This window comes from Microbacterium sp. 1154 (assembly GCF_031455375.1).
Classification (GTDB): domain Bacteria; phylum Actinomycetota; class Actinomycetes; order Actinomycetales; family Microbacteriaceae; genus Microbacterium.
The window spans coordinates 937,490-953,315 of record NZ_JAVDSN010000001.1; the positions used below are offsets into that span (position 1 = coordinate 937,490).

At 70.7% G+C, this 15,826-nt stretch carries 11 protein-coding genes; 5 read left to right on the forward strand and 6 right to left on the reverse strand.

Annotation, left to right across the window (positions count from 1 at the left end; all coding sequences use genetic code 11):
* The first annotated feature begins 75 nt into the window (after positions 1–75).
* The 5 genes from recQ to J2X55_RS04300 all read left to right on the forward strand — a co-directional run bounded on the left by recQ (position 76) and on the right by J2X55_RS04300 (position 9,606).
* Positions 76–2,112, forward strand: a complete 2,037-nt coding sequence (gene recQ / locus J2X55_RS04280) for a DNA helicase RecQ (protein WP_309822040.1) — start codon at positions 76–78, stop codon at positions 2,110–2,112.
* A 363-nt stretch (positions 2,113–2,475) separates the two neighbouring features.
* Entirely contained in the window at positions 2,476–4,578 is a 2,103-nt protein-coding gene (locus tag J2X55_RS04285; protein ID WP_309822041.1) for an acyl-CoA dehydrogenase, read from the forward strand.
* Positions 4,579–4,676: 98 nt separating this feature from the next.
* Positions 4,677–5,252, forward strand: a complete 576-nt coding sequence (locus tag J2X55_RS04290; RefSeq protein ID WP_115916025.1) for a DNA-3-methyladenine glycosylase I — start codon at positions 4,677–4,679, stop codon at positions 5,250–5,252.
* 217 nt (positions 5,253–5,469) lie between these two features.
* The gene (locus J2X55_RS04295; protein ID WP_309822043.1) at positions 5,470–7,017 is read left to right on the forward strand and encodes a DEAD/DEAH box helicase; all 1,548 of its coding nucleotides are present in this window, start codon (positions 5,470–5,472) and stop codon (positions 7,015–7,017) included.
* A gap of 249 nt (positions 7,018–7,266) precedes the next feature.
* Positions 7,267–9,606 (forward strand): excinuclease ABC subunit UvrA, encoded by a 2,340-nt coding sequence (locus J2X55_RS04300; protein WP_309822044.1) that lies wholly within the window; start codon positions 7,267–7,269, stop codon positions 9,604–9,606.
* 147 nt (positions 9,607–9,753) lie between these two features.
* On the opposite strand, the gene J2X55_RS04305 is transcribed toward J2X55_RS04300, so the two are convergent.
* The 6 genes from J2X55_RS04305 to J2X55_RS04330 form a co-directional block, all read right to left on the reverse strand.
* A complete protein-coding gene (locus J2X55_RS04305; protein WP_115916022.1) occupies positions 9,754–10,230 on the reverse strand; it encodes a dehydrogenase in 477 nt (158 codons plus the stop codon).
* 446 nt (positions 10,231–10,676) lie between these two features.
* Positions 10,677–11,429 carry an SDR family oxidoreductase gene (locus J2X55_RS04310; protein ID WP_309822047.1) on the reverse strand — a complete coding sequence of 251 codons (753 nt, stop codon included), beginning with the start codon at positions 11,427–11,429 and terminating at the stop codon, positions 10,677–10,679.
* A 94-nt stretch (positions 11,430–11,523) separates the two neighbouring features.
* Positions 11,524–13,278 (reverse strand): sodium:proton antiporter, encoded by a 1,755-nt coding sequence (locus J2X55_RS04315; protein WP_309822048.1) that lies wholly within the window; start codon positions 13,276–13,278, stop codon positions 11,524–11,526.
* Positions 13,279–13,340: 62 nt separating this feature from the next.
* Positions 13,341–14,594 (reverse strand): kynureninase, encoded by a 1,254-nt coding sequence (locus tag J2X55_RS04320; protein ID WP_396653253.1) that lies wholly within the window; start codon positions 14,592–14,594, stop codon positions 13,341–13,343.
* A gap of 22 nt (positions 14,595–14,616) precedes the next feature.
* Positions 14,617–15,555: a hypothetical protein gene (locus tag J2X55_RS04325; protein WP_309822050.1), complete on the reverse strand. Its 939-nt coding sequence runs from the start codon at positions 15,553–15,555 to the stop codon at positions 14,617–14,619.
* A gap of 10 nt (positions 15,556–15,565) precedes the next feature.
* Positions 15,566–15,823 carry a glutaredoxin domain-containing protein gene (locus tag J2X55_RS04330; protein WP_076673447.1) on the reverse strand — a complete coding sequence of 86 codons (258 nt, stop codon included), beginning with the start codon at positions 15,821–15,823 and terminating at the stop codon, positions 15,566–15,568.
* Positions 15,824–15,826: the final 3 nt, after the last annotated feature.

Below are 15,826 nucleotides of genomic sequence, written 5' to 3' on the forward strand. Positions count from 1 at the left end.
ACGACAACCGCCCCGGCATCGCCCGATGGATGCCGGGGCGGTGTGCGTGTCGGTGGCCCGGGTTACCGTTGGAGGGTGACTTATCCCGGCGCCGCATCCGAGTCGTACGCCGACGCGCCGCCCGAGCCGTACGACCTCCCCGAAGACCCGTACGCCGGTGCCGACTGGAATCCCGATCAATTCGCACCTCCCGAGGACTTCGACGCGCCGCCGCCGCCCGTCGACCCGTCTTCGCCGTTCGCCCGCGCCGCGGCCGTCACCGGTACGGCGCGAGAGCTTCCCGCCGTCCGCGATTTCACGGGGCGCGACCCGCGCGAGGTCCTGCACGAGGTCTATGGATACGACGCGTTCCGCGGCGACCAGGCCGAGATCGTGCAGCACGTCGTCGGCGGCGGAGACGCCGTCGTGCTCATGCCCACCGGCGGCGGCAAGAGCGTCACGTACCAGGTGCCCGCGCTTGTGCGGCCCGGCACCGGCCTCGTGGTCAGCCCGCTGATCGCGCTCATGCACGATCAGGTCGAGGCCCTCATCGCCAACGGCGTGCGCGCGGGGTACCTCAACTCGACGCAGGCGCCCGCCGAGCGGCAGGCCGTCGAGCAGGCGTACCTCGCCGGAGAACTCGACCTGCTGTACGTCGCTCCCGAGCGACTGAACGGCGCGCAGACCCTCGCGTTCCTCGCCCGCGGTCGCCTCAGCGTCATCGCCATCGACGAAGCTCACTGCGTGTCGCAGTGGGGCCACGACTTCCGGCCCGACTATCTCGCTCTCGGTGACCTCGCCGACCGTTTCCCCGACGTCCCGCGCATGGCGCTCACGGCGACCGCCACGCCGGCCACCGCTCAAGAGATCGTCGAACGCCTGCGTCTGCGCGACGCCCGGGGGTTCGTCGCGAGCTTCGACCGCCCGAACATCCAGTACCGCATCGACGCCAAGGTCGACCCTCGCCGACAGCTCGTGCAGTTCATCCGTTCTCAGCCCGAGGGGGCGGCGGGCATCGTCTACGCCTTGAGCCGCAAGAGCGTCGAGCAGACGGCGGCGTATCTCAGTTCGCAGGGCCTCGACGCCCTGCCGTACCACGCGGGTCTCGACGCCTCGGTGCGCGCCGCCAACCAGTCGCGGTTCCTCCGCGACGACGGCGTGATCATGGTCGCCACGATCGCCTTCGGTATGGGGATCGACAAGCCCGACGTGCGCTTCGTCGCCCACATCGACCTGCCGAAGTCCGTCGAGGGCTACTACCAAGAGACCGGCCGCGCGGGCCGCGACGGCGACCCGTCGACCGTGTGGATGGCGTACGGCCTCGGCGACGTCGTGCAGCAACGCCGCATGATCGACCAGTCGCCCGGAGACCGTTCCTACAAGATGCGCCTCGGGCAGCACCTCGACGCCATGCTCGCCCTGTGCGAGACGGTCGGATGCCGCCGCCAGAACCTCCTCGATTACTTCGGGCAGCGGTCCGAGCCGTGCGGAAACTGCGACATGTGCCTCACCCCGCCCGACACGTGGGACGGTCTCGTCGCGGCGCAGAAGCTGCTGTCGACGATCGTGCGCCTCCAGCGCGAGCGCGGTCAGGCCTTCGGCGCCGGTCATCTGATCGACATCCTCCGCGGCGCGAAGACCGAGCGCATCGCACAGCAGGGGCACGACCGGCTCAGCACCTACGGGCTGGGGGCCGATCTGTCCGACCAGGACTGGCGCAGCGTGATCCGACAGCTTCTGGCGCGCGGGATCATCGTCGCCCAGGGCGACTACGGCACGCTCGCCCTCAGCGAGGCGTCCGCGGGCGTCCTGCGCGGCGAGACCCCGGTGCCGCTTCGTCGCGACGCCCTCGGCCGCACGGGGGGCGGCGGCTCGAGCCGCGCACGCAAGAGCAGCGCCGACGACGTCGCCCCGGGCGACCGCGACCTGGTCGAGGCGCTGCGCGCGTGGCGGGCCGAGAAGGCCCGCGAGCAGGGCGTTCCGGCGTACATCGTGTTCGGCGACGCGACCCTGCGGGCGATCGCCGCCGCGCGCCCGAGCTCCGTCGGCGACCTCGACGGCATCACCGGCATCGGCGCCAAGAAGCGCGAAGCGTACGGCGACGGCATCCTGACGGTGGTCGCCGCGAACTGACGGCACCGCGCCCGGGTGCCCCCGATGCTCGGCTCCCACCGCGGTCGCGCGTCCTCGCGGGGAGCCTGCGTCCGCCGCGAGCCGCCCGAAACTGCATCTCGCCGACAAACCGGCGACACCTTGCAACCGAGTTGTCAGCGAGATGCAGTTTCGCGGGGCTGCACGTTGCGGCCCCGGCGTATGGCACGCGTCGGCACCGTGGCGTCCCTCGCGCTCAGCGCGCTCACGGGAATGTTGACCACCCACAACGACTCGTCGAAACGGGAGGCGGGATCGTTGTGCGCATCTCACAGGATGTTTGGGTGGGCGTTGTGGGAGACCTACCGTAGGAAGCGTCCTTTGCAACGTCGAAAGGTGCCGAACATGACCGACGCCGCCGTCCGTCCCACCACGCCCGCCACGAGCACGCGTACTCCCGTCGGAGGCGCGCCCACCGCGCCGCACACCGCCGCCGAGGCGGCCGAGGGCCGCATCGACACCGAGCGCGTCACCGACCTGCTGCTCGGCACCTGGGGCGACACCCGCCGTCAGGCGCGCGAGATGATCAAGGACCCCGCGCTGTGGCGCGACGACAGCCTGGGCATGGACGCTCACCGCGAGCGCACCCTCAGCCAGCTCCACCTGCTCGTGCAGAACAAGGCGGTCCACCGCGCCTTCCCCAAGCACCTGGGCGGTGAAGAGAACAACGGCGCCAACATCGCCGGCTTCGAGGAGCTCGTCGCGGCCGACCCCAGCCTGCAGATCAAGTCCGGTGTGCAGTGGGGCCTCTTCGGCTCGGCCGTTCTCCAGCTCGGCACCCGCGAGCACCACGACAAGTGGCTCCCGGGCATCATGAGCCTCGAGATCCCGGGCGCCTTCGCGATGACCGAGACCGGCCACGGCTCCGATGTCTCGGCGATCGGCACGACCGCGACGTACGACCCCGAGACCGAGGAATTCGTCATCCACACGCCCTTCCGCGGCGCGTGGAAGGACTACCTCGGCAACGCCGCCGTCCACGGCAAGGCGGCGACGGTGTTCGCCCAGCTCATCACCGAGGGCGTCAATCACGGCGTGCACTGCTTCTACGTGCCGCTGCGCGACGACGAGGGAAACTTCCTCCCCGGCATCGGGGGAGAGGACGACGGCCTCAAGGGCGGCCTGAACGGCATCGACAACGGCCGGCTGCACTTCGACCAGGTCCGCGTGCCCCGCACCAACCTGCTCAACCGTTATGGCGACGTGGCGGCGGACGGCACCTATTCCAGCGACATCGCCAGCCCCGGTCGCCGCTTCTTCACGATGCTCGGCACGCTCGTGCAGGGCCGTGTCTCGCTCGACGGAGCCGCCGCGTGGGCCTCTGCCATCGGCCTCATCATCGCCATCACCTACGGAAACCAGCGCCGCCAGTTCGATTCGGGCAACGGCACCCCCGAGGTGACGCTGCTCGACTACGGCAAGCACCAGCGCCGGCTCCTGCCTCGCCTCGCGACGACGTACGCCGAGATCTTCGCGCACGACGAGTTCCTGCAGAAGTTCGACGGCGTCTTCAGCGGCCGCCTCGACACGGATGCCGATCGCGAAGACCTCGAGACGCTCGCCGCAGCGCTCAAGCCCCTGTCGACGTGGCACGCCCTCGACACCCTGCAGGAGTCGCGCGAAGCGTGCGGAGGCCAGGGCTTCCTCTTCGAGAACCGCCTCGTGGGTCTGCGCGCCGACCTCGACATCTACGTCACTTTCGAGGGCGACAACAACATCCTCCTGCAGCTCGTGGGCAAGCGCCTGCTCGCGGACTACGCCAAGCAGTTCAAGGGCAAGGATGCCAAGGCGCTCGCCGCCTTCGCGGTCGGGCAGACCGCCGGCAAGCTCTTCCACGGAGCGGGCATGCGGCAGCTGGGCCAGGCCGTCACCGACTTCGGCTCCACCGCGCGCGCGGTCGAGCGGGGACTCCGCGGCGACCAGCAGCACGAGCTTCTCGCCGGTCGCGTGCAGCAGATGATCGCCGACATCGCCGGCCGTCTGCGCCCGGCGTCGAAGCTCCCGCGCGACGAGGCCGCGGCGCTCTTCAACGAGAACCAGGCGCAGCTGATCGAGGCCGCGCGGGCGCACGGCGAGCTGCTGCAGTGGGAGGCGTTCACCGACGCCATCAACCGCATCACCGACCGCGACACGCTCACGGTGCTGACCTGGCTGCGCGACCTGTTCGGTCTGCAGCTGATCGAGAAGCACCTCGCGTGGTACCTCGTCAACGGACGCCTGTCGGCCCAGCGCGGCGCGGCCGTGTCGAGCTACATCGACCGACTCTGCGCACGGCTCCGCCCGCACGCGCAGGACCTCGTCGACGCGTTCGGCTACGGCCCCGAGCACATCCGTGCGTCCATCGCGTCGGGTGCCGAGAACGACCGTCAGAACGAAGCCGCGGCGTACTACGCCGCGCAGAAGGCCGCGGGCACGGCTCCGATCCCGGAGAAGAAGCCCGCCCGGTGACGCGCGAAGCGGGCGGCGGGAAGAGGGGGGGCGCCGCCGTCCGCTTCGCGCTTCGACGTGCCACCGCAGATGTCGGAGCTCCGCTCTAGCCTGGATGCATGAGCGACCTTCTGATCGGTGACGACGGCACTCCTCGCTGCGCGTGGGCCGGTGCGGACGCCGAGTATCAGCGCTACCACGACGAGGAGTGGGGTACTGCGCTGCACGGTGACCGCCGGCTGTTCGAGAAGATGAGCCTCGAGGGCTTCCAAGCGGGTCTCGCCTGGATCACGATCCTGCGCAAGCGCCCGCGCTTTCGCGAGGTGTTCCTCGATTTCGAGCCCGATGCGGTGGCCGCCTTCGGGCCCGTCGATGTCGAGCGCTTGATGCAGGATGCCGGCATCGTACGCAATCGCGCCAAGATCGAGGCCGTGATCGGCAACGCCGGACTGGTCGCCGAGATGGGCGAGGGCGAGCTCGACGCCCTCCTGTGGTCTTTCGCACCTGCGGAGCACGCTCCGCCCGCGACATTCGCCGACGTCCCCGCCGTGACGCCGGACTCCACCGCGATGAGCAAAGAGCTGCGTCGCCGCGGCTTCCGGTTCGTCGGTCCCACCACCATGTACGCGCTCATGCAGTCCTCGGGAATGGTCGACGACCACGTCGCCGGGTGCTGGCGCGCCGCTGTCGTCTGAGCCCCAGCGCGGGGCGGATGTGCTGCGAGTGGCGTCGCCCGGGTAGACTGGACCGCGGAGCCTTCGCTCCCAGCGTCGTCGAACGCACCGGCCCCTTCTCATCGGGCCTTTGACCTTCACGGCGAACGGATGCGCCACCCGGCGCCTTCGCCCTTGCAGCCGCAGCATCGCGGCATCCCGAATCGCCGTGTGCGCCCGCGCCGCGGCTGGAGTATTCATGACGTCCCAGACTTTCGCCGACCTCGGCGTGCCCGCCCCCCTCGTCGACGTTCTCGCCTCGCAGGGCAAGAACGACGCGTTCCCCATCCAGGCCGACACCCTGCCCGACACCCTCGCCGGGCGCGACGTGCTCGGCCGCGGCAAGACCGGCTCGGGCAAGACCCTCGCCTTCTCGCTGCCCCTCGTCGCGCGTCTCGCCGGCAAGAACGACCGTCGCCGCGGCCGCAAGCCCCGCGCCCTGGTCCTCGCACCCACCCGTGAGCTCGCCAACCAGATCGACGAGGTCATCAAGCCCCTCGCGGCCGCGTACGGCCTGGTCACCACCACCGTCTACGGCGGCGTGAACCAGAAGCGTCAGGTCGACGCGTTCCACGGCGGTGTCGACATCCTCGTCGCGTGCCCCGGTCGCCTCGAAGACCTCATCGGTCAGGGCCACGCGAGCCTCGACGACGTCGAGATCACCGTGCTCGACGAGGCCGACCACATGGCCGACCTCGGCTTCCTGCCGGGCGTCACGCGCCTGCTGTCGCGCACTCCGGCCGACGGACAGCGTCTGCTGTTCTCGGCGACGCTCGACAACGGCGTCGACAAGCTGGTGAAGCGCTTCCTGCGCAACGAGGTGCTGCACTCGGTCGACGAGGCGCACTCGCACGTCGCGGCCATGACGCACCACGTCTTCGCCCCCGCCGACGCCGACGCGAAGAAGGAGCTCGTGCAGACGCTCGCCTCGGGCACCGCGCGCCGCATCCTCTTCATGCGCACGAAGCACCAGGCCAAGAAGCTCGCCAAGGCGCTCACCGCCGCCGGCATCCCCTCGGTCGACCTCCACGGCAACCTGTCGCAGCCGCAGCGCGACCGCAACCTCGCCGCCTTCGGTGACGGTCGCGCCAAGGTCCTCGTCGCCACCGACGTCGCCGCCCGCGGCGTGCACGTCGACGGCGTCGAGCTGGTCGTCCACGTCGACCCGCCCGTCGAGCACAAGGCGTACCTGCACCGCTCGGGTCGTACCGCTCGCGCCGGCACCGCCGGTGATGTGGTCACGATCATGCTTCCCGAGCAGCGTCGCGACACCCTCGACATCCTCCGCAAGGCCAAGATCTCGGCCACGCCCACCGCGGTGACCCCGACCTCTCCCGAGGTCGTCGCCCTCGTCGGCGAGGTCGCCCCGTACGTCAAGCCCGAGCCGATCGTCGCGCAGCCGCAGGGCGGGGGCCGCTCGCAAGGCGCAAACGCTCAGCGCAAGCGCGCGGAGCGCGCGCAGGGCGGAGACGCCGCGTCGGCCGGGGGCGGACGCCGTCGCCGTGGCCGTGGTGCCGGCGGTCAGTCCGCCGAGGCCCCTGCCGCGGGTGGTCACGCGCCCCAGGGCGGTCGTGGCCAGGGCCAGCGTTCCGGCGCCGGTCGCGGTGCGGGTGCCGGGGGCGGACAGCGTGCCGGTGCGGGCGCCTCGCGTTCGCAGGGCGCAGGTCGCTCGGCCTCCGGAACCCCGACGACCGGGATGGTCGTGGGAGCACGCAACCCCCGAACGAACCGTCGCGCCCAGGGCTGATCGCTTCTTCTCCGGTGCCCCCGTGGATCCGTCCACGGGGGCACCGTCGCGTCTGCGGCGCGGTCGCGCACTTGGCCCGGTCGCGCGCACTCGTGCGGAGTGCGGCGGCGGCGCGCCAATTCGGGATGCCGTGGGCCCGGCGCGTCGACCCGGACTCCGCCTGAAGGCCCGGTGTGGTCGGGCGGCGGCGTGAGCCTCGCGGATGTCGGATGTCTCCGCCACACTGGGGGACGACCCGAGGAGCAGCGCATGAACGGTCCCGACACCCACGACGTCATCCGTGTGCGCGGCGCACGAGAGAACAACCTCAAGAACGTCGACCTCGACGTTCCGAAGCGTCGCTTGACGGTGTTCACGGGGGTCAGCGGGTCGGGTAAATCGTCCCTCGTCTTCGGGACGATCGCGGCGGAATCGCAGCGTCTGATCAACGAGACCTACCCCACCTTCGTGCAGCAGTTCATGGGTGAGCTGTCGCGTCCCGACGTCGACGCGCTGGAGAACCTCAGTGCCACCATCCGCGTCGACCAGGAGCGCATGGCGGCCAACGCCCGCTCCACCGTCGGCACCGCCACCGATGTGCACGCCATGCTGCGGGTGCTCTTCAGCCGGATCGGCCAGCCGCACGTCGGTTCGTCCCAGGCGTTCTCGTTCAATGTGCCGTCCATCTCGGGAGCGGGGGCCGTCACCATCGCCACCGGCGCGAGGAAGGGCCAGAGAGAGCGCCGGTCGTTCGAGATCACCGGCGGCATGTGTCCCGAATGCGAGGGGCTCGGCCAGGTCAGCGACATCGACCTCGACCAGCTCGTCGATCCGAGGCTCTCACTCAACGCCGGGGCGATCCTCGTGCCGGGCTACACCGCCGATGGGTGGATGGTGCGCGTCTACAGCGAGTCGGGGTTCGTCGACGCCGACAAGCCGGTGGGGGAGTTCACCGAACAGGAGCGCCAGGACTTCCTCTACAAGGAGCAGACGAAGGTTCGCATCGCGAACACCAACATGACGTACGAGGGTCTGGTCCCGAAGGTCACCAAGAGCATGCTGCAGAAAGACCGCGACGCGCTCCAGCCGCATGTCCGCGCCTTCGTCGACCGCGCCGTCACCTTCATCGCCTGCCCGGCATGCGGGGGCACGCGCCTGAACGACGGAGCGCGTTCGTCGCGCATCGGCGACGTCAACATCGCGGATGCCGCGGCCATGCAGATCACCGACCTCGCTGCCTGGGTGCGCACGGTCGACGATCCGACGGTCGCCCCTCTCATCCAGGGACTGCGCGAGACGCTCGACGCCTTCGTCCACATCGGCCTGGGCTATCTGTCCCTCGATCGCGCGAGCGGCACACTGTCGGGCGGAGAAGCGCAGCGCACGAAGATGATCCGCCACCTCGGCTCGAGCCTCAGCGACATCACCTACGTCTTCGACGAGCCGACCGCGGGGCTGCACCCGCATGACATCCAGCGCATGAACGAGACCCTGCTGCAGCTGCGCGACAAGGGCAACACGGTGCTGGTCGTCGAGCACAAGCCCGAGGTGATCGAGATCGCCGACCACGTGGTCGACCTCGGCCCGCGTGCGGGGCGCGATGGCGGCACGGTCCAGTTCGAGGGCGATGTGGCGGGCCTGCGATCCTCGGACACGCTCACGGGACGCTTCCTCGACCACCGGGCGCGGCTGAAGGACACCGTGCGCACGGCGACGGGGGCCATGCAGATCCGCGGGGCATCGCAGCACAACCTGCGCGCCGTTGACGTCGATGTTCCGCGCGGCGTGCTGACGGTGGTGACCGGGGTCGCCGGGTCCGGCAAGTCGTCGCTCATCCACGGCAATCTGCCGGCGTTCGACGAGGTCGTGGTCGTCGATCAGACCGCCATCAAGGGGTCGCGCCGGAGCAGCCCGGCGACCTACACCGGCATCCTCGATGCAGTTCGTGCGGCCTTCGCGAAGGCGAACGGCGTGAAGCCCGCTCTCTTCAGCGCGAACAGCGAGGGCGCCTGTCCCGCCTGCCGGGGGCTCGGCGTGATCGTGACGCAGCTCGGGTTCCAGTCGACGGTCGAGACGGTGTGCGAACTCTGCACGGGCACCGGCTTCTCCGACGACGTCCTCGCGTACACGCTCGACGGGAAGAACATCGCCGAGGTCCTGGCGATGTCGGTCGCAGAAGCGGGCGAGTTCCTCACGAAGGGTCCCGCGGTCGCCGTGCTCGGGCGCCTGCGCGACGTCGGGCTCGGCTACCTCACGCTGGGGCAGTCGCTGAGCACCCTGTCGGGCGGAGAGCGGCAGCGGCTCAAGCTCGCGATCTCCATGGCCAAAGCCGGCGCCGTCTACGTTCTCGACGAGCCGACGACCGGTCTTCACCTCGCCGATGTCGACACCCTGCTGCGCCTGCTGGATCAGCTGGTGGATGCCGGCAACACCGTCGTGGTCATCGAACACCACCAGGCGGTGATGGCGCACGCCGATTGGATCATCGACCTCGGGCCGGGTGCGGGCCGAGACGGCGGCACCGTCGTCTTCGAGGGAACCCCGTCCGACCTGGTCGCGGCGGGTTCGACGCTGACGGGGCAGCATCTGGCGCACTACGTCGGTCGCTGAGCCGCGCGAACGGCTGACAGGCGGGCGACCGCCGGCTTCAGGGCGAAGGATCGGCTGCGCCGGGGCGGTGGTTCTGCACGCGGCGCGGTGTCAGCGTGGACAGGTAAGGGCCACGCTGCGAGGAGGTCGCCCGGCGGCGCGTCGCACCTACCCGTGCGTGGGAAGCGACGCGTCGTGCAGGTGCCGGTCGCCGTGCGACAGGACCTTGACCATGACGCCGCGTCGACGCAGGTCGGCGACCGCGCGGGTTTCGTCTTCTCGTGTCAGTCCGAGCGCGTGAACGCTCGCGACCACGAGCACATCGCCGCGGGTCAGCGTGCCGAAGAAACGGTCGAGCCGGTTCGCCCAGCCCTCGAGCGTCTCGGGCGCGGGGTGGCGGAAGCCCTCGATCGGTACACCGAAACGCGTGAGGTCGTCGCGCTGCTGCTTGACGGTCTCCATGTCGGGGCGAGAGACCACCAGTCCGACCAGGCGGGAACCCGCGGGGCGCGCACGCCACCAGTCACGGTCGCTCTGCAGCTCGGTGAAGCACTTCGGGCACTCGGCCGCCGCGTGCGCGAGCGGCACGGGGCTGGTCCCGGCGGCATCCGCAGATGACGACATCGTCGGGATCGGATCGCTCATGGAAACCTCCGCCTCCATTGTGCCGCACGACCCTGCGAAACACCCCGCCTCTCGCTCCCAGGCGCACTGCCCCGTTCCCGTCGCCGCATGTCCCACTTCGTGCAGCCTGTTGCCCTCCGGGCAGCACGAAGTGGGACATGGCTCACCGGTCGGGGCCGTCCCGCGACGTGCACTCTTTTTGGGCCGCGGGGCATGTCCCTGATTGTGCGGCCCGCCGCCCTCCGGGCAGCACGAAGTGGGACATCGCTCGCCTCTCGCGGCTGACCCGCGACGCGCACCCGCCCTTGGTTGGGGGTATGTCCCAAGACGTGCAGCCCACCGCCCTCCAGGCCGCACCACGTGGGACATGGGCCCGAGGGCACACGGAGGGCGCGCCGCGACGTATGCGACGGGCACACACCGAGGGCCCGCCGCGACGCGCGCGACGGGCCCCGAACGCGGTCGACTCAGTGGGCGGAGTAGCCGCCGTCGACGAGGTGGTAGCTACCCGAGATGAACGAGGCCGCGTCGCTCAGCAGGAATAGCGTGAGCGCGGCGACTTCGGCATCGGTGCCGAGCCGGCCGGTCGCGTGCTCGCGCTCGAGGTGGGTCAGCGCCTCGGGCGACAGGCTAGAACGCACCAGAGGGGTGTCGATGAAACCGGGGCCGACGGCGTTCGTGCGGACGCCCTGGGCGGTGTACTCGAGGGCGGCGACCTTGGTCAGGCCCACGAGCGCGTGCTTGCTCGCGACGTACGCGGCGTTCTGCGCGATGCCCACGGAACCCAGCACGGATGCCATGTTGACGATCGCCCCTCCTCCGGAGGCGACGATCGCGGGGAGCTGGAACTTCAGGCCGTAGAAGACGCCGTCGAGGTCGACGGCGCGCACGCGGTCCCAGGCCTCGATGTCGTAGTCGCCGATGTTCTGCGGTGCGGCGCCGATACCGGCGTTGTTCACGGCCAGGTGCAGCCCGCCGTAGGTGCTCTTCGCGAAGTCGACGGCCGACCGGGAGTCCTGCCAGATCGCGGTGTTCTGGGCAAAGGCGGCGGCGGTGCCGCCCGCGACGGTGATCTCCTGAGCGACGCGCTCCGCGGCCTCGAGGTTGATGTCGGTGACGACCACCGACGCGCCTTCTCGGCCGAGCTCCCGCGCGATCGCGGCTCCGATTCCGCTTCCTCCGCCGGTGACGAGGGCGACTTTCTGGGCGAACCTGCTCATGGGGTACTTCTCTCCCGCCGTCGAGTCACCACGGCTCTCGCGGTGACCGCATGCGCGTGAATAGAAACCGCTCTCGGGATCGCGGTATTCCTCCTCAGCCTTCTTCGCCGTCGCCCATGCGCAGTTCGAGGCTCAGCTGGTCGGCATCGAGTTCGGCGAGCGAGTGCCGCAGGGCCGCGGTGCTGAAGCGCCCGTCGCGGCTGAGGTCCTCGAGCCGTCGCCGCATGACCTCGATCGAGGCGAGCCGCAGCTCGAGCAGGTCGTGGCGGCGGGCGGTCGCATCGTCGTCGTCGTCCGGCGGTTGCACGAGGCGTGCGCCGGCCCGCTCGATCAGATCGGCGGGGAAGGGTTCGCCGTCGCGCCGAGCGAGCGACCCTGATTGCACGGCCGCGCTCGCGGCATCCCGCAGCTCCGAATTGAGCGCCCGCTGCTCGTCGCGCGACGGGCCTTCGCCGCCGTCGCCGGTCAGACCGACGGATCGCACGACGGCCGACAGCGTCAGCCCCTGCAGCACCAGGCTGAACAACGCCACCAGGAAGGCGACGAAGATCAGCAGCGGGCGCTGCGGAGTGTCCTCCGGAAGCGTCTGGGCTGCCGCCAGGGTCACGACGCCCCGCATACCGGCCCACACGATGACCGTTCCGTGGCGCGCGGTCAACGGGGAGTCGCGGTAGTAGTCGAGATCCGCCATCGTGCGTGCGATGCGCGAGCGCATCCACCCGATGCGGCGCTCGGTTCGGGCGGGGTCGGCGCCGCGCTCGCCGAACTGCTCGGGTGCCTCGCGGTAGGCCTCCTCGAAGCGGTCGAGGCGCTGTTGCGCCCCCTCGATCCGATCCTGGTGCCGGGTGTGACGGCGGCTGCGCCGGGCCTGGAGCCCGATCAATCCCGTCACGTAGAGCGCGCGCACGAGCAGCACGATCCCCAGGGCCGACAGTGCCAGCCAGGTGCCGTGCCAGAGGCCCTCGTGCTCTCTGAGGTTGGCGATGACGATGTCCTTCAGCTCGAGACCGAAGACGAGGAAGACGCCGCCCTCGAGGATGAGCTCGACGGTCCGCCAGTTGAGGCGGTCGCTGATGCGCTGCTCGGGCGTGAACCGCCGCGCGGCTCCCTGGCCCGTGACGATGCCCGCGACCACCGCCGCGACCAGGCCCGACCCGCCCAGGTGCTCGGTCGGCAGGTAGGCGAGGAACGGGATCGTGAAGCTCAGGGCGGTGTTCGCGGCGGAGTTCGACACGCGTTCGCGCACGCGCAGGTTCACCCACCCAATCGTCGCGCCGAGTACGAGCGCGATGACGACGGCCCAGGCGAAGTCGGCGAGGGCGTCGCCGAAGGCGAAACCGGATGCCACGGCGGCCACGGCCGTGCGCAGCAGGACGAGCGCGGTGGCGTCGTTCAGCAGGCTCTCGCCCTCGAGCATCGTCACCACGCGCGGCGAGATGCCCAGGCGCTTGGCGATCGAGGTGGCCACGGCATCCGTGGGACTGAGGATCGCCCCCAGAGCGATCGCGAGAGCGAGACCGAGACCGGGGATGACGGCCCAGAAGAAGAGTCCGAGGACGAGCGAGCTGAACACGACGAGCAGCACCGAGAGCCCGGCGATGGGGGCGAAATCGCGGCGGAACTCGATCGCGGGCAGCTGCACCGCAGCCGAATAGAGCAGGGGAGGAAGCACCCCGACGAGGATGACCTCCGGGTTCACCGAGAAGGGCGCGACGAACGGCAGCAGGCTCACCCCCGCGCCGATCGCGAGAAGGACGAGGGGGCCCGCGACGTTGAAGCGCGGCCCGATCACCGTGGCGAGAGCGACGACCACCACCCCGGCGAGGACGAGGAGGAGGGGATCGATCATCCTTCGAGGCTAGCCCTCCGTGCGCCGCGGTCCCGATCAGTGAGACAGCAACCCGCTGAACCTCAGCTCTCGGCGCGCACCGCTTCGGCTACGGCCCGCATGCCCGTCCACGTCTCGGCGAAGCTCGTCGACAGCGGCGAGAGACCGATGCGCAGCCCGTGCGGGTCGCGGTAGTCGGGGATGACGTCGCCCTTCCACAGGCGAGCGGTCACGGCGCGCATCGCCGGGTGCGAGAGCGTCACGTGCCCGCCGCGTTCGGCCGCGTCGCGCGGCGAGGCGAGACGCACGCCGAGCGGACTCAGGATGCCGTCGGACACCCGCACCGCGAACTCGGTGAGCGCGATCGACTTCGCCCGCACCGCGGCGATGCCGGCGCTCTCGAGCAGGTCGAGGGTGTCCTGCATGGCGATCATGCCCAGCACCGGCGGTGTGCCGGAGAGGAAGCGCCGCATGCCCTCGGCGGGCCGGTACTGCGGGCCCATCGAGAAGACGTCGGCGGCGCCCATCCACCCCTGCACCGGCTGGGTGAGCGTGGCGTGGTGACGCGCGGCGACGTATGCGAAGGCGGGCGACCCGGGACCCCCGTTGAGGTACTTGTACGTGCAGCCGACCGCGAGGTCGGCGCCCCACGCGTCGAGGTCGACCGGAACCGAACCCGCGGAGTGGCAGAGGTCCCACAGCACGAGCGCGCCGGCGCGGTGCGCGACGGCGGTGAGTTCGGCGCCGTCGGCGAGGAAGCCCGAGCGGTACGAGACGTGGCTCAGCAGCACCACCGCGGTGCGGGGTCCGACCGCGGCGCGGAGCAGGTCGGCATCCACGCCCCGTGTCGTGTCGACCTCGACCCAGACCACGCGTGCTCCGCGCTCGGCGGCGATCCCCTCGACGAGGTAGCGATCGGTGGGGAAGTCGTCGCGCCCGACCACGATCTCGATGCGTTCGGGGTCGCGGGCCGTCTGCGCGTCGAGGGCCGCGCGCAACATCTTGTACAGCAGCACGGTGGTCGAGTCGCCGATGACCGTCTGACCGGATGCCGCGCCCAGCGCCAGTGCACCGATCCGATCGCCGATGACGAAGGGCAGCTCCATCCACGCTTCATCCCACCCGCGGATGAGGCGGCCGCCCCACTCCTCCGTGACGAAGCGTGCGAGGCGGTCGGCCGTGGCGCGCGGCGGTCGGCCCAGCGAGTTGCCGTCGAAGTAGACCAGCGAGCTGTCGGTGCCGACGAACGCGTCGCGGTGAGGTGCCAGGGCGTCGGCGGCGTCGAGCCGCTGCGCCTCGGCCTCGAACGAGTGGTGGGGGAGTTCGAGTCGGTCCACGGAGCCGAAGTCGGGTGAGGGGTCAGTCGACACGGGTCAGCTCCTCGGTCGGGACGACGGTCGCGTGGCTCAGCCATGTCGCGAGCTCGTCGTCGTCGGTGGGGGTGTCGCCGGCGACGAAGGTCGATACGGCGTCGATGGGGGCTGTGCGGGGCCACGGGTCGGTGAGCGCCGCGACGAGGGCGTCGCCGCGCACGTCTGCCTCGATCAGCGCGAGGAGCTCGCGCCGATTCACCCCGAGGGGGAGGGAGCCGTTGCCCAGATCGGTCCCGTAGAGCACGCGCCCGCCCCGCGCGGCGAACGCGCGCAGATTCGCGACCGCCCGCTCGCGGTCGGCGCCGCGATGGATGTCGAGCGTCGAGATCCAGGCCTGTCCCGAAGCGACCGCCCGAGCCAGCGTTCGCCGCGAGACGGGAGCGTCGAACGGCGTGTGCGCGAGCACCGAGACGCCGGCCGCGATCGCGCGGTCCACCTGGCCCGGGCCCTGCGCGTGGGCGACGACGGGGAGACCCCGCTCGGTGGCCGAGGCGACCACGGCGGCGAGGGCCGCGTCGGTGAGCACGGGCCCTGCGTCGGCATGGAGCGCGACCTTAATGACCGAGGCTCCGGCATCCGCCTGCTCATCCACCGCGGTCCGGGCTCCGCCGTGGACCCCCGGATGCCGTGAGGCATCGGTCACGAACCGCACGACGGACCGTGGCGCCCAGGAGCGGCCGTCCGGATACCCGCCGGGGACGGTGAGGAAGGCCCCGGCGAACGCGATACGGGGAAGGCCTTCGGGTCGGCGAGCGAGAGCGGCGGGATCACCGCCGAGGTCGACGACGGCGGCGATCCCGCGCCGAGCCAGAGACCCGGAGTCGATCAGGTGCAGGTGCACGTGATGATCGACGAACGCGGGCAACGCGCTTCCCGCCTCGACGGTGAGCGCGCGGCGCACGGGCCACGCGGCGGAGAGGGTCACGCCGACGCGATCAGATCAGCGACAGCTCGCGGAGCTTGCTTTCGACGTCGGCGTTCGACGGCTCGACGTGGTGGCTGGAGTCGGGGTAGACGACCACGGGGATGCTCGTGCGTCCGGAGATCTCTTTGGCGACGTCGGCGGCGGCGGGGTCGGCCACGAGGTCGATGTACTCGTAGTCGATGCCGAGCTCGTCGAGCTGCTTCTTCGTGCGGATGCAATCGCGGCACCAGTCGGCGCCGAACATACGGATGGATGCGTCGGAGGACATGCC